The following is a 14564-nucleotide window of genomic DNA, read 5'->3' on the forward strand; positions in this document are numbered from 1 at the left end:
TCGGGGGGCGGTCGCGCGCGCCGGGGCCACAGGGCAGGATGGTCCGCATGAGCGACCGCAGCGAGCGCACGCCGGACGACGTCGCCGGTGACCGCGGCCTGCCCGGTGCGGGTCTGGTCAAGGGGCTGGCGGTCACGCTGAAGACGATGACCCGGCGCTCCACCACCCAGCAGTACCCGGACGTGGCCCCCGAGCTGCCGCCCCGCTCGCGCGGAGTGATCGCGCTGCTCGAGGAGAACTGCACGGTCTGCATGCTCTGCGCCCGCGAGTGTCCGGACTGGTGCATCTACATCGACTCGCACAAGGAGGAGGTGGCGGTGCCCGGCGCCGCCCGCCCCCGCCAGCGCAACGTGCTCGACCGCTTCGACATCGACTTCTCGCTCTGCATGTACTGCGGGATCTGCATCGAGGTCTGCCCGTTCGACGCGCTCTACTGGTCGCCCGAGTTCGAGTACGCCGAGTACGACATCAAGGACCTGCTGCACGACAAGGACCACCTCGGGGAGTGGATGGACACCGTTCCGCCCCCACCCGCACACGACCCGAACGGCGAGCCGGCCAAGGAGGAGACCAGCGCCGCCCGCAAGGCGACGGTCCCCGCCGCGCGCCCCACCGCCCCGGGCGTACGTCCCGACCCGGGCCCGTCCGGCGAGGCGACGACATGACCGGTGCGGACGTGCTGCTGCTCGCGCTCGGCGCGGTGGCGGTCGGCTCGGGCGTGCTGGTGGTCACCACGAAGCACCTGGTCCGGGCGGGCCTCTACCTCGTCGTCTGCCTGGGCGCGCTCGCCGGTGACTACCTGGTGCTCACCGCGGAGCTGGTGGCCTGGGTCCAGGTGCTCATCTACGTGGGCGCCGTGGTGGTGCTGCTGCTCTTCGCGGTGATGCTCACCCGGGCGCCGATCGGCGCCTCGGACGACCTGGACCGGCCCGGCTGGCCGGCCGCGCTGATCGGCGGCGGCGTCGGGCTGGGGCTGACCGCACTGCTCGTCGACGCGTACCGGTGGACCGCTGTGGAGCTGCCCGAGGCGGGCACGGCCGAGCGGATCGGCGGGGAGATCTTCCGCAGCTGGGTGCTCCCCTTCGAGGTGCTCTCGGTGCTGCTGCTCTCCGCCCTGGTCGGCGCCGTGGTGCTCTCCCGACCGGAGATCGGCCGGCCGGCCGGCGGGTCGCGCGACACCACGCGACCGGGCCGTACGGAGGTGGGCCGGTGAGGCCGGTCATCCCGTACGTCACCGCGGCGCTGCTCTTCGGCCTCGGGGCCTACGGTGTGCTGCGTCGCCGTAACGCGGTACTGGTGCTGATGTCCGTCGAGCTGATGCTCAACGCGGTCAACCTGATCCTCGTCACCGCCGACACCACGGTCCGGGCGGCGCTGCCGCACAGCGGCCAGGTCTTCGCGCTCTTCGTCATCGTGCTGGCCGCCGCCGAGATCGGGGTGGGGCTGGCCATCGTGCTCCAGCTCTACCGGCTGCGGGCCGACGTCTCCGTGGACGAGGTGCCGTTGAGCGAGCCGTCCACGACGGTGGACGCCGACGTACGGGAGGCGCGGTGAGCACGACCACGCTGCTCGGTGCGCTGCTGCCGGTCGTACCGCTGGTGGCCGGCCTGCTCGGCCTGCTCCTGCCGCCCTCGCCGCGGGCCCTCACCGCGCAGGGCCGGGACGCGGCGGCCGGTGAGACGTGGGCCCGGCGCGCGGCGATCGTCCTCGGCGTGACCGGCGCCGCCGCTGCGCTGGCGCTCGCCGTCGCCCTGCTGGCCACGTTGGACACGCCGGCCGAGGCGAGCACCACCTGGGTGCGGCTGGGTGGACTCGAGGTCAGCCTCGGCGTCCGGCTGGACGGCGCCGCCGCGCTGGTCGCGGTGGCGGTCGGTGCGGTCGCGCTGGCCGTGCAGGTCTACTCGATCGGCTACCTGAAGCGCGGTCCGCACGACGACGTCGACGTCGACCACCGCTACCCGCCGTACGCCGCGCAGATCAGCCTCTTCACGGCGGCGATGCTGCTGGTGGTGGTCTCCGGAGACCTGCTCCTGCTGCTGGTCGGCTGGGAGGTGATGGGCCTCTGCTCGTACCTGCTCATCGCGCACGACCGCCGGCTGCCCGAGGCGCCCGCCGCCGCGATGAAGGCGTTCCTGGTCACCCGGGTGGGTGACGTCGGTTTCCTGCTCGGCATCGCGCTGCTCGGCGTCTCCGCGGGCAGCTTCCGGATCGCCGACGTGCTCGCCGCCGACCACTCGTCCGGCACGCTCACCGCCGCCTGCCTGCTGCTGCTCGCCGGGGTCGCCGGCAAGAGCGCGCAGTTCCCGCTGCACACCTGGCTGCCCGACGCGATGGCCGGCCCGACGCCGATAAGCGCGCTCATCCACGCCGCCACGATGGTCGCGGCCGGCGTGTACGCGGTCACCCGGCTCTTCCCCCTCTTCGAGGCCGCGCCGGTCGCGCTGACCGTGCTCGGGGTGCTCGCCTCGATCACGCTGCTGCTGGGCGCGCTCGCGGCGACCGCCCAGGACGACATCAAGCGGGTGCTCGCCTGGTCGACGGTCTCCCAACTCGGCTACATGACGGGTGCGCTCGCCGTCGGCGCGCCGGATGCGGCGCTGTTCCACCTGCTCACCCACGCCGCGTTCAAGGCGCTGCTCTTCCTCGCCGCCGGCGCGGTGATCCACGCCGTAGGCACCACGCTGATGTCCAGGATGGGCGGGCTCCGGCGCGGCATGCCGGTCACCTTCTGGTGCACGGTGGTCGGGTTGGGCGCGCTGGCCGGGCTGCCGCCGCTCGCCGGTTTCTGGAGCAAGGACGGCGTGCTCGCTGCGGCGCAGGCGGCCGCGTTGGACGGCGAGGGGCCGACGCCGACCTGGACGGCCTGGCTGGTCTGGCTCTCCGGGCTGGTCGGCGTCGCGCTCACCGCCTGGTACGCCACCCGGCTCCTGCTGCGCGCCTTCCTCGGCGAGAGCCGGGCTCCGCTCGCCCATCCGCACGACCCGCCGGGCACCCTGCGCTGGCCGGTGCTGCTGCTCGCCGTGCCGGCGGCGCTGCTCGGGTTCGCCGGCTTCGCCGGCCCGTTCGCCGACCGGCTGCGGCCGTCCGCGCCGGCCACGGCGGAGCAGCCGTCGAACCTGCTGCCACCCGAGCCGCTGGTCCACCTGGCGCCGTCGGTGCTGCTGCCGCTGGCGCTGCTGCTGCTCGGGGCCGGCCTGGCCTGGGCGCGGTGGCGTCGCGATCCGGCCGCCGATCCGGCGGCCGCGTTGGGCCCGGCGCGGCCGCTGCTCGCGGCGGCGTTCCGGCTCGACGACCTCCAGCACGCCCTGGTGGTACGTCCCTTCCGGGCGCTCGCCCGGGTGACGCGCGCCGGTGACGAGCGGGTGGTGGACGGCGCGGTGGAGGGCTCCGGGCGGGCCGCTTCCGGGCTCGGCGCCGGGCTGGCCGCCCTGCACCGGGCGGCGCTGCCCCGGGCCGCCGCGGCGGTGCTGGCCGGTGCGCTGCTGATCGGGCTGGCCGCCGCGCTGATCGGAGCGAACGCATGACCTTCGGGCAGTTCCTGCTGGTCGCCGTCCTGGCGCTGCCGGCGCTCGGCGCGGTGGCGGTGGCCGCCACCCCGGCCGACCGGGCCGCCCGGCTGGTCGGCACGGTGACCGCCGCGCTCACCCTGCTCGCCGCGCTGCCGCTCGCCGCCGGTGACCGGGGCTGGTTCGCCTGGTCGGCGAACGGGCCCGCGGTTCGCCCCTGGCACCAGCTCGACCTGCCGTGGGTGCCCGGGCTGGAGCTGCGCTTCCACCTGGGGGTGGACGGCATCTCCTACCCGCTGGTGGTGCTGACCGCGCTGCTGACCCTGCTCTGCTGCGCCTACAGCCTGTACCGGGTGCCGGCCGGCGGCAGCGGCCGGGCGCTGGTGGCGCTGCTCCTGGTGATCGAGGTCGGCATCCTGGGCACCTTCCTCGCCCTGGACCTGGTCCTCTTCTTCCTCTTCTTCGAGGTCGTCCTGCTGCCCATGTACGCGGTCATCGCCGGCTGGGGCGGCGAGGACCGGCGTCGGGCGGCCCGGAAGTTCGTCCTCTACACGCTTCTCGGCTCGGTGCTCCTGCTGGTCGGCGTGTACGTGGTGGTGGCCGCCGCCGGCACCGCCGACATCGTGACGCTCACCGGTGGTGGCGGGCTCTCCCGGAACACCCAGCTCTTCGCGTTCACGCTGCTCGCCCTCGCCTTCGCGGTGAAGAGTCCGCTCTGGCCGCTGCACTCCTGGCTGCCGGACGCGCACACCCAGGCGCCCACCGTGGGCAGCGTGGTGCTCGCCGGGGTGCTGCTGAAGATGGGCACGTACGGCCTGATCCGGGTGGCGGTCGGGGTGGCTCCGGAGGGCGCCCGCTGGGCCGCGCCGGTGCTCGGCGCGCTCGCCGTCGCGGCGATCCTCGTCGGCGCGCTGGTCTGCCTGGCGCAGACCGAGCTGAAGCGGCTGATCGCGTACTCCAGCGTGGGACACATGGGCTTCGTGCTGCTGGGGATCGCCACGCTCACCAGCACCGGCCTCCAGGCGGCGCTGATCGGCAACGTCGCCCACGGAGTGATCACCGGCCTGCTCTTCTTCCTCGCCGGCGCGGTGAAGGACCGTACGCACACCGGGGCGCTCGCCGAGCTCTCCGGGCTGCGGGAGACCGCGCCCCGGCTCGCCGGGCTGCTCGGCTTCGCCGCGATCGCCTCGCTCGGCCTGCCCGGGCTCGCCGGATTCTGGGGTGAGGCGTTCGCGGTGATCGCCGCGATCGAGGTGGGCGGGCCGCTCTGGACCACCCTCGCGGTGCTGGCGGCGGTCGGCGGCGCGCTCACCGCCGCGTACTTCCTGCGGCTGCTGCGCCGGGTCACCCACGGCCGGCCGAGCCCCGCGGTGGGCCGGCTCGCCCCGACGCTGGCCGGCGGGGAGCTGACCGCCTGGACGCCGCTGGTGCTGCTGGCGCTCGCCGTCGGGCTGGCTCCGACGCTGGTGCTCGGCGTCGCCGAGGCCCCCGTGAACGCCCTGGTGGAGGTCCTCCGATGAGCGCGAGCGTGGTGCAGAGCGTCGACCACGTGGCGCTGCTGCCGGCGTACCTGGCGGCCGGCACGGCCGTGCTGGTCCTCGTCACCGACCTGGTGCTGGCCCGTTCGCGGGCCACGCTGGCCGTGGCGGCGCTGGGCACGATCGCCACCGCCGTCGGGGCGGCAGTGGTCGGCGCGGGCGACGAGCGGCGGACGTTCTGCGTGGCCGGCGACTGCTCGTACGTCTTCGGCGGGCGGGCGGCGGTGGTCGGCGTGCTCTTCGCCCTGCTGACGCTCGGGGTGCTCGGCCTCTCCGGAGGGCACCTGCGGGCGGGCCGCGCGCCGGTGGGGGAGTACTCCTTCCTGCTCGCCTGCTCGATGACCGGCGGTGTGGTGCTCGGCGCGGCGGGGGACCTGATCACCCTGATCGTGGCGCTGGAGACGCTCACCCTGCCGCTCTACGTGCTTGTCGGCCTGCGCCGGGGCAGTCTGGCCAGCGCCGAGGCGGCGCTCACGTTCTTCCTGGTCAGCGTGGTGGCCACCACGCTGAGCCTGCTCGGCGCGGCCCTGCTCTACGCGGTGACCGGCGAGCTGCACCTGGGGCGGCTCGGCACGCTGCTCGCCGAGCGGGCGGAGCTGCACGACCTGCCGTTGACCGCGGCGGCGGGCGCGCTGCTGCTGCTCGGGCTGGCGTTCAAGGTCGCCGCCGTGCCGTTCCACGCCTGGGCGCCGGCGACCTACGACGGCGCGCCGCTGCCGGTGGCCGCGTACCTCTCGACGGCGTCGAAGCTCGGTGGCGTGGTGGCGCTGCTCGCGGTGACCTCCGCCGCGCTCCCGGCCGACCTGACCGGCCCGGTGCTGGCCCTGCTCGCGGTGCTCACGATGACCGTCGGCAACCTGGTGGCGCTGCGTCAGCGGCGTACGGTCCGGCTGCTCGCCTGGTCGTCGGTGGCGCAGGCGGGTTACATCCTCGCCCCGCTCGGCGCGTTGGCGCTGGCGGCGGGGCGCACCGGCGAGGCTCGGGCCGGCGCGTACGCGGCCGCCCTGGCGTACGCCGTCTTCTTCGTGCTGCTGGAGTTCGCGGCGTTCGCCGGGGTGACCGCCCTGCGACCGGCGGACGCCGACGGCGGCACCCTGGAGGAGCTGCGTGGCGCGGCCCGCCGCCACCCGTGGCTCGGCGCGGCCCTGGGGCTGGCCCTGGTCGGGCTCGCCGGGCTGCCTCCCGGCCTGGCCGGTCTCTTCGCCAAGGTGACGGTGGTCCGTTCGCTGCTGGGCGGGGGCAGCGGCTGGCTCGCGCTCGTCGTGGCGGTGAACGCGGTCATCGGTCTCGCCTACTACCTGCGGCTGGGCGCGGGGCTCTACGCCGCCCCGGACGCCTCGAACCCGGCGCCGGCCGCCGGTGCGGCTCGGGCGGTGGCCCTGGTGCTGGCGGTGGCGACGGTGGCCGCCGTGGTGGTGGGGTTCGCGCCGCAGCTCGTGCTCGATCTCGCCGCCCGCTGAGGCCCGGCTCCGCGCGTCACCCCCGCGCTGGACACGCTCCCAGACAACTCACAGCCATATGACGGATGGTTGACGGGTACCACAGTGTTGAACCGGTCGACGGATCCCGGCGATCCGTACACCGAAGGAGTGACAGTGCACCACAACCGTCTCAAGACCGCCGCGCTGCTCGGCCTGCTCACCGCGTTGATCCTTGGGGTGGGCTACTGGTTCGGCGGCAGTGGTGGTCTGGTCATCGCCGTCATCATCTCGCTGCTGATGAACGGCATCAGCTACTTCTACTCCGACAAGCTCGCGCTCCGCGCGATGGGGGCGCAACCGGTCACCGAGGCACAGTTCCCCGAGCTGTACCGGATGGTGCGGGAGCTGGCCACCGAGGCGCGCCAGCCGATGCCCCGGCTGTACGTGAGCCCGACCGCGCAGCCCAACGCGTTCGCCACGGGTCGTAACCCGCAGCACGCGGCGGTCTGCGTCACGCAGGGCATCACCGAGATCCTCGACTACCGGGAACTGCGCGGCGTGATCGGGCACGAGCTGTCCCACGTCTACAACCGGGACATCCTGATCTCCAGCGTGGCCGCCGGCCTGGCCGGCATCATCACCACGCTCGCGAACATCGCCTGGTTCATCCCGCTGACCAGCGGCGACGACGAGGACGCGCCGAACCCGGCCGTGCTGCTGCTCACCATCATCCTGGGCCCGATCGCGGCGACGATCATCCAGCTGGCGATCAGCCGTAGCCGCGAGTTCCAGGCGGACGCCTCCGGCGCCCGGCTGACCAACGATCCGCTGTCGCTGGCGAACGCGCTGCGCAAGATCGATGCGGTGGCCCGCCAGCGGCCGCTGCCCGCGCAGGGCAACCTGACCAGTGCCGCGCACCTGATGATCGCCAACCCGTTCCGGGGCGGCGGCATCGCGGCGCTCTTCTCCACCCACCCGAAGATGGAGGAGCGTGTCGCCCGGCTGGAGCAGATGGCCCGCAGCTCCGGTCCGGTGCAGTACCTGCGCTGACCCGTCGACCGCAACCCGCGCGCCCGCACCCGGCATCCCGGGTGCGGGCGCTGCGCGTGTGCGGGATATCCGCTACAGCGGCTTGACCCACGGCGTTAGGGTCGGAAGGTTTCCCGCTCATTACATCCCTTGGGAGGATCGCGTGACCGCGCTGCGCCAGTATCTGGGTGTCTGGCGGATTCCCGGAGCGCCGATGCTGCTGATCACCGGCATCATCGGCCGGCTCGGGATCGGCATGACCCCGCTGGCGCTGCTGCTGGTCGTCGAGCAGGTCACCGGGCGGTACTCCCTCGCCGCCGTCGCCGGCGGGATCTACGCCGTGGCGGGCGCCGCCTTGAGCCCCGTGGCCGGCCGGATCGCCGACCGGATCGGGCCCAGCCCGGTGCTGCTCACCACCGCCGTCGCGCACCCGCTGGCCCTCATCGGGCTGCTGCTGGCCAGCCGCTCCGGCGCCGACGGGCTCGTCGCGATCTATCTGACCGCCGGGGTGGCCGGCGCCACGTACCCGCCGCTGACCGCGGCCATCCGTGGCGCCTGGAACGACCTCACCGCACCGGCGTCCGGCCGGTACCACCTGCGCAACACGGCGCTGGCCGCGGAGACCTCACTCTTCGAGATCGTCTTCGTGCTCGGCCCGCTGCTGGTGGCCGGCTTCGTCCTGGTGGCCGACGCGACCGCCGCACTGGTCGGAGCCGCTGTGGTCACCCTCGCCGGCACGACGGCGGTGGCCCTCGGCCGGGTGATGCGCGGCTGGCGACCCCACCCGAGGGAGCACCACGCCCGCGGCCTCGGCCCGCTGCGGCTCGCCGGCTTCCCGGCCCTGCTGGTCTGCGTGGCCAGCCTCGGCATCGCGTTCGGCGCCGCGGGGGTCATTGTGCCGGCGTTCGCCGGCAACTACCGGCCCGCCGACGCGGAGAGCCTGGCCGGCGTGCTGCTCGCGGTCTGGGGCATCGGCAGCGCCGTCGGCGGATTCTGGTTCGGCGTACGCAAGCCGGCGCTGAACATGACCCGTCAGTTCGCCGTGCTGCTCGCCGCCCTCGCGGGCAGCTTCGCGGTCTTCGCGGTGATGCCCACCCCGCTGGCGCTGGGTATCGCCCTGGTCGTCGGCGGAGCCACCATCGCGCCCGCGCTGACCCTGGAGAACACCCTGGTCGGGCGGATCGCCCCGGCCGGCATGCTGAACGAGGCGTACACCTGGGTGGTCACCATGTCCGTCGCGGCGAGCGCGGCCGGCGGTGCGGTGGCCGGACTCATCGTCGACCACGCGGGCGGCGTGCCCTGGGCGTTCCTCTTCGCCGGGGCCTCGGTCGCCGTCGGGGCCGGGGTCGCCGCCCTGCCCGCCGGGCCCATCCGCCGCGCGGAGACCGCTTCGGTACGCCTTGAGGAGCCCGTTCCCGCCTGACCCGGCGGACCCGCGGCGGACCCCGATCCGGGGTCTGGACGCCTCGGGACCGCGCCGGTCCGGGAAGCCGATCGGATCGGGCCGGTGTGATCGGGCGGAGTCGGTGCCGCATCGGCCAGGCTCGACGTCGAAAGGGGGTTCCGTGATCTCGGCACTCAACCGGCTCGTCGACCTCGTCGAGGAGCGGCTCACCGACGAGTTCGACCTGCACGGACTCGTCGGATCGCTCGGCACGACCGAGTACCACCTGCGCCGGATGTTCTCGTCGCTGGCCGGCATGCCGCTCTCGGAGTACCTGCGCCGGCGCCGGATGACCGTCGCCGCCGGCGACGTCGTCCGGGGCGAGGACGACCTGCTGACCATCGCCGTCCGGTACGGCTACGGCTCGACCGAGGCGTTCGGTCGCGCGTTCCGCGCCGTCCACGGTGCCGGCCCCGGTGACGTACGCCTGGACGGCGGCCCCCTTCGCGCACAGCCGCAACTCAGGTTCCACCTGACCGTCGAAGGGAGCATCCCCATGGACACCCGCATCGCCGACCGCCCCGCGTTCCGGCTCGCCGGCCACGCGACCCGGGTCCCGCTGATCCACCACGGCGTCAACCCGCACATCCAGCAGCACATCACCGCGCTGCCGCCCGAGGAGCATCTCCGGCTCAAGGCTCTCGGCGACACCGAGCCGGCCGGCCTGCTGCAGGTCTGCGACGACGTCGAACCCGACGCCGCCGAAGGCAGCGAGCTGACCTACCTGCACGGCGTCGCCCTCTCGGGGGACACCCCGGTCCCCGACGACCTCGACGCCATCGAGGTCCCGGCCGGCACGTGGGCGGTCTTCCGTACCGCCGGGCCCTATCCGCAGGCGCTGCAGAGCACCTGGGCCGCGACCGCCACCGAGTGGTTCCCCTCCAACCCGTGGCGTCTGCGACCGGGCCCCTCGATCGTCGCGGTGCTCGACCGTGCGGCTGACTTCAGTACGGCAACCACCGAGCTCTGGCTACCCGTCGAACCGGCCTGACGGATCCGCTGGGAGCCGGACGGCCGCGCGGATCCGGCCACTGCCCGGGTCGGTAGGGCCCACCGACCCGGGCACCATCCGGCCCCGCCGGGTTTGATCTGGTTGATCAGACCCAGCGGGGCCGAACGCTTTGCCCGACGCACGTTCTGTCGTCGAGGGGGCCGTAACGGACTCCGGGGTCGCTCTGGTGGCGTCACACCGGGCGCCCGGCGTACGGGGCGGAACCCAACGCCTGGGCCGCCCCGGTCTGCCCGCCGTCCATCGACTCGCAGGTGTCCACCGCCGTCGGTAAGCCCGCCATCACGGGCGGACGTCAATCCCCAGGTAGGCGCGACGGCCGGCCATACCGCGCTCACCGCACCCTCGGGCTCCACCGGGTGCGGCCCCCTCGCGGCGGGATCCGCCAGGCGGCTTTCTGTGGGGGCGCGACCGCTCGGGATCCGGGTGCCGCCTCAGCGGTAGTTGGTGAACCGGAGAGACACCGCCCACTAGCAGCCGAAACAGGGCCATGATCGCCGCTAGGCCGTCGCCAGGCCGTCCGGAGTCGATCCGAACACCTTGTCCACTGCCCGGCGGGTGCGGTCCTCGCTGGTCGGCATGAGGTGGGTGTAGGTGCGCAGGGTGAAGCCGGGATCCGCGTGACCCAGGTACTCCGACAGCGCCTTGACGCTCTCCCCGGCGTCGAGCAGAACCGAGGCGTAGAAGTGGCGCAGAGCGTGCATGCCGGTTGCCCGAGTCGGCTGGATGCCGGCGGCCGTCAGTGCGGAATGCCAGTAGCCCCGGTTGAACGTGTGGCGGTCCATCGCGACGTTGGTACGCCCGTGTACGACCAGGTTGACGGTGGTCGCCGGGCCGCCGGGCACCTCCCACGGCAGTGTCACGGGTACCGGAGGGAACTCTTCAAGGTGGCGAGTAAGCGCAACACCAACAGACCCAGGCAGCGGGATGTCGCGCGTCTTGCGACCCTTGGGTAGTGCGTAGACGAGCCGGCTACCCACGATCTTCGACGTTCGAGACGACCGTTGACTACGTACTTCAACGCTTCTCGGTCCGTGCTGCGGTTGATGCTGTGGTCGTCGCGCGTGGTCAGGCTGCGTCCAGCAGACCCGGGAGTTTGCGCATGTCGTCGAAGACCACCGTGTCTGGGCCTTCCAGCCGGTGCGCGGGGGTCAATCCGCCCGCATAGCCGAAGCAGCGCATCCCGGCGGCGCGGGCCGCTTGGACTCCGTACTGGCTGTCCTCGACCACGACGCACGCCGCGGGCGGGACACCCATCGTCGCCGCCGCGTGCAGGAACAGGTCGGGGGCGGGCTTGCCATGAGCGACCTCGGTCGCGCTGAAGATGCGGCCCTCAAAGCGGCGATACAGGCCGGTGCGGCCCAGGGTGTGGCGCATCTTCTCGTGCGTACCGCTGGAAGCCACGCACGTCGGCTGGGTGATCTCATCGAGCGCGTCGTTGATGCCGTCGACGGCGGTCAGTCCGGCGTCCACCGCTTGGCGGTGCGCTAGGTCGAACCGGTCCGCCCAAATGTCAGCCACGCCCCGTCCGAGGCGGGCCGCGATCTGTTCACCGATGGACATGCTGGACCGGCCGATGAAGCGTTCGATGACCTCTGCCTCGGTCAGCGGCCAGCCCAGTTCCGCACCTAGTGCAATGTTGACGCGGACCGCGATGCGCTCGCTGTCGACCAGCACCCCGTCGCAGTCGAAGATGACAAGCCCGATCGGATTGATCATCCGGACAGGCTAGTCGAGTGGTAGGACGAAATGGGCGGCACCCACGATCCCCCGAGGGCGCCAGATCGCCGTCACCGCCGAGGCGGCAGCCAACTCGGACAGGTCGACCACGTTGCGAGGCAGCGCCAGCGGCCGGTGCACGACCGGGGTCGAGAAGGACGCACGCTTCCGCCGCGATCAGCGCACGAAGGTGTCGCAGATCAGTTGGCGGACGAGTGTCGCGCATTAGTCGACGGAGGACACGGCCGGCTGCCGGAAAGCTGTTCAAAGTTTCTGTACGTCTTCAAGGCGGCCCTTGACGGGCCGCACGCGCCGCCGCCTGGGCGCGCGTCCGTCGCTCCGCTGGCGCTCCGACTCTGGCCACGCAACACGCCCGGCGGCTGGCGCGGAGAGCGGAAAGCCCAAAGGGGCCGCCGCAGACGGGGTAGCTCAGAGTGGTGGAGGTTCGTCGCCGGCAGCCGGCCGCGCCGCGCCTGAGCAGCGCGGCGCATGGAGAGCGCGCGCCGGGTCCGCGCGGCAAGCCCCAAGCATGGGGGCCGGGTCCGCGCGGCGGCATGCCGGTCGTCCAGGAGCCGGCTCCACAGCCGCTCAGGGTCAGATCAACCGCCCACCTGGGAGGGGGAGGGGTGCCCGCCGGTGGCCAGCTCCGCCCCCGGGAGCCGGGTCCGCGCCAGGCGAGGTTGGGTCAACTGCGCCACTGTGGCGGTGTCCGTCGAGGGCGAGGTCCGTGACACGAGGGCCGACTCCGTCTGTTCCGCCAGCGTCCGTACGTGCGTCAAGGTCCGCTAGACATGCCGGGCCGGCCGGCCCGGCACTGCCGCGTGCGTGATTCAGTTGGAGGCAGCGACGGGATCCGACGGCTGCCCGACAGATCGCCAGCGGCGAAGGTGCCTACCGGACGACGGCAGCGACAGCAGGACCAGTGCACCTGCCACAGCCGACGCCGACGCCGACGCCGACGCCGACAAGGCCATCACGATCCCGGTAACGACGGTGACGGTGGTATCGGAGACCAAGCCGATCGAGTCGTTGGCTACGAGCCTGCCATGCGCGACTGGGGTAGAGAGGGCATCGATCACGCCGGAGCTGAGAACGCTGCACCAAGGCCCGGCGAGGACCGCAACCAACCAGGTCAGGGCGCGAGCAGCCCGCGATCCCCGCCAGACCGACACCGCTGCGCCCACCCTGGCGTTCCAGGTCAGCACGCCGCGTTGGTTGTCTGGGGGTCAAGGGGTCGACGAGGGCCAGGCCCAGGCCGTCACCAGGCCGTCAGAGGGCGATCGAGAGCGACCAACGACGACCACTGGTGACGACATCTGCCCAGGTAGGAAGGCGTGGCCAGCGCGGCGACCGGGCCGGGCGGGGCCGCCTTACCTGTAGTTGGTGAACTGGAGCGCGACGCCGAAGTCCTCGCCCTTGAGCATCGAGATGATGGCCTGGAGGTCGTCCTTCTTCTTGCCGGTGACCCGGAGCTGGTCGCCCTGGATCTGAGCCTGGACGCCCTTCGGACCCTCGTCGCGGATCTTCTTGCTGATCGCCTTGGCCTTGTCCGAGTCGATGCCCTGGATGATCTTGCCGTCGATCTTGAACACCTTGCCCGACGGCCGCGGGTCGCCGGCGTCCAGCGACTTCAGTGAGATGTTGCGCTTGACCAGCTTCTCCCGGAAAACCTCCAGCGCCGCCCGAACCCGCTCCTCAGTCTCGGCCTGCAGGGAGATCGCCTCCTCACCCGACCAGGAGATCTCGGCGCCCGTCCCCCGGAAGTCGAACCGAGTCGCGAGCTCCTTCTCCGCCTGGCGGAGAGCGTTGTCGACCTCCTGGCGGTCGACCTTGCTCACGATGTCGAACGACGGGTTCGCTGCCATGCTCATGCTCCTGCTGTCCGGCGGTCCAGTGGCATGTCGCCGCCGCTGACCAGCGGCACGACCCTCTGACGGTACCCGCTTGCGCCCGTGCCCGGGTGAGCCGCTATCCTTGCTTCCGTCGCCGCGTCCTGACGTGGTGACGCGCCCTGGCGGGTTGCCCGAGCGGCCAATGGGAGCGGACTGTAAATCCGTCGCGAAAGCTACAGAGGTTCGAATCCTCTACCCGCCACCAGGTGCACCAACGGCCCCTGACCAGCAGAAATGCTGATCAGGGGCCGTTGTCGTTGATCTAGCGAAGTCCGGCTGAGTCCAGCCGTTGACGACGGGTTGTGGGCAAATCGTGGGCGGGTCGATCTTGCGTCCTGAGGGCTCTTCTGCGGCCGAAACGGCGATGTTGGTGAGGCGTGGCCGGTTACCGCGGGCCGTGCGTGTAGCGACCGGCTGAGCCTTCGCTATCGGCGCCGCCGGCCGCAGGAGTTGGGCCGGTGGCAAGCCAGTCCCGGGGTTGGACTGGTGCGGCAGTCGGAAGCCCCGAGCCCCGACGAGTCCGACCCGTTCGGCTTCCGTGCGGCCTGGTCGTGATCGTGCTGCTCATTAGCAAGTCGGGGGCGGCGGTCCGGCGGCCGTCGGTGGCTCTCCGCCCCGGCGCCGGAGGCGGCCGGGGCGGCTTGCCGCCGGCCGGCTCACCGCCCCGCGCCGCGCGAAGCGTGGCGCCTTGATCCAGAACAGAAGAAGTCGGCAGCAGGGACCTATTGCGCAGGCCGGCTCCGCCCTGTTGTGGTTCGGACGGCGCTTCAACACAGTGCCCACCCGCTTGGTGCGCACGGTGCGCTCTTGCGAGAACTTGCCACCGAGCCCGCCGCGGGGCGCGTGACGACGGTCAAGGAGGCGTGTGAACCGAGCTGGTTTGCCGATCACGCCGACGCATGCACGTTCGCCACCATGCGTTCCTAGGCGAAATTTGATTGAGTGAAGGAGCATCAGGAGCTCTCGCTGGCAGCGACGACGACGGGTCCGCATCTGGGAACGGCTT

The 14564-nt window shown here is 72.5% G+C and carries 13 protein-coding genes and 1 tRNA gene; 10 read left to right on the plus strand and 4 right to left on the minus strand.

Translation table 11 applies throughout. The features are described from left to right. Positions 1 to 38 precede the first annotated feature (38 nt). From D7044_RS29225 to D7044_RS29265, 9 genes are all read left to right on the plus strand, one after another. Positions 39 to 665: a NuoI/complex I 23 kDa subunit family protein gene (locus tag D7044_RS29225; protein WP_120684405.1), complete on the plus strand. Its 627-nt coding sequence runs from the start codon at positions 39 to 41 to the stop codon at positions 663 to 665. After that, positions 662 to 1213 carry an NADH-quinone oxidoreductase subunit J family protein gene (locus D7044_RS29230; RefSeq protein ID WP_120690824.1) on the plus strand — a complete coding sequence of 184 codons (552 nt, stop codon included), beginning with the start codon at positions 662 to 664 and terminating at the stop codon, positions 1211 to 1213. Before D7044_RS29225 ends, D7044_RS29230 begins: the two co-directional genes overlap by 4 nt. Continuing rightward, entirely contained in the window at positions 1210 to 1554 is a 345-nt protein-coding gene (nuoK, locus tag D7044_RS29235) for an NADH-quinone oxidoreductase subunit NuoK (RefSeq protein ID WP_120684409.1), read from the plus strand. Before D7044_RS29230 ends, nuoK begins: the two co-directional genes overlap by 4 nt. After that, positions 1551 to 3524, plus strand: coding sequence for an NADH-quinone oxidoreductase subunit 5 family protein (locus D7044_RS29240; protein ID WP_120690825.1), 1974 nt, complete (start codon positions 1551 to 1553; stop codon positions 3522 to 3524). Before nuoK ends, D7044_RS29240 begins: the two co-directional genes overlap by 4 nt. Then, positions 3521 to 5026, plus strand: a complete 1506-nt coding sequence (locus D7044_RS29245; RefSeq protein ID WP_120690826.1) for a complex I subunit 4 family protein — start codon at positions 3521 to 3523, stop codon at positions 5024 to 5026. Before D7044_RS29240 ends, D7044_RS29245 begins: the two co-directional genes overlap by 4 nt. Beyond that, positions 5023 to 6504 carry an NADH-quinone oxidoreductase subunit N gene (locus D7044_RS29250; protein ID WP_120690827.1) on the plus strand — a complete coding sequence of 494 codons (1482 nt, stop codon included), beginning with the start codon at positions 5023 to 5025 and terminating at the stop codon, positions 6502 to 6504. The genes D7044_RS29245 and D7044_RS29250 overlap by 4 nt, the downstream gene beginning before the upstream one ends. A gap of 135 nt (positions 6505 to 6639) precedes the next feature. Further along, on the plus strand, positions 6640 to 7515 hold the full coding sequence (gene htpX / locus D7044_RS29255; RefSeq protein WP_120684417.1) for a zinc metalloprotease HtpX: 876 nt from the start codon (positions 6640 to 6642) through the stop codon (positions 7513 to 7515). A 142-nt stretch (positions 7516 to 7657) separates the two neighbouring features. Further along, positions 7658 to 8917 (plus strand): MFS transporter, encoded by a 1260-nt coding sequence (locus tag D7044_RS29260; RefSeq protein ID WP_120684419.1) that lies wholly within the window; start codon positions 7658 to 7660, stop codon positions 8915 to 8917. Positions 8918 to 9059: 142 nt separating this feature from the next. Beyond that, positions 9060 to 9929 (plus strand): AraC family transcriptional regulator, encoded by an 870-nt coding sequence (locus tag D7044_RS29265; RefSeq protein ID WP_120690828.1) that lies wholly within the window; start codon positions 9060 to 9062, stop codon positions 9927 to 9929. A 518-nt stretch (positions 9930 to 10447) separates the two neighbouring features. Here the strand turns inward: D7044_RS29265 and D7044_RS29270 are convergent. The 4 genes from D7044_RS29270 to D7044_RS29285 all read right to left on the minus strand — a co-directional run bounded on the left by D7044_RS29270 (position 10448) and on the right by D7044_RS29285 (position 13531). Then, complete coding sequence (locus tag D7044_RS29270; RefSeq protein ID WP_199716818.1) at positions 10448 to 10927, minus strand: tyrosine-type recombinase/integrase; 480 nt, start codon at positions 10925 to 10927, stop codon at positions 10448 to 10450. An 88-nt stretch (positions 10928 to 11015) separates the two neighbouring features. Beyond that, on the minus strand, positions 11016 to 11666 hold the full coding sequence (locus D7044_RS29275; RefSeq protein WP_120690830.1) for an HAD family hydrolase: 651 nt from the start codon (positions 11664 to 11666) through the stop codon (positions 11016 to 11018). An 830-nt stretch (positions 11667 to 12496) separates the two neighbouring features. Continuing rightward, positions 12497 to 12871: a hypothetical protein gene (locus tag D7044_RS29280; protein ID WP_120690831.1), complete on the minus strand. Its 375-nt coding sequence runs from the start codon at positions 12869 to 12871 to the stop codon at positions 12497 to 12499. Between the two features lie 165 nt (positions 12872 to 13036). Next, positions 13037 to 13531, minus strand: coding sequence for a YajQ family cyclic di-GMP-binding protein (locus tag D7044_RS29285; RefSeq protein WP_158609413.1), 495 nt, complete (start codon positions 13529 to 13531; stop codon positions 13037 to 13039). Between the two features lie 148 nt (positions 13532 to 13679). Here D7044_RS29285 and D7044_RS29290 point away from each other — a divergent pair. Continuing rightward, positions 13680 to 13763: transfer RNA gene (locus tag D7044_RS29290), tRNA-Tyr, on the plus strand. Positions 13764 to 14564 lie beyond the last annotated feature (801 nt).

The organism is Micromonospora musae (assembly GCF_003626635.1).
Taxonomy (GTDB): domain Bacteria; phylum Actinomycetota; class Actinomycetes; order Mycobacteriales; family Micromonosporaceae; genus Micromonospora; species Micromonospora musae.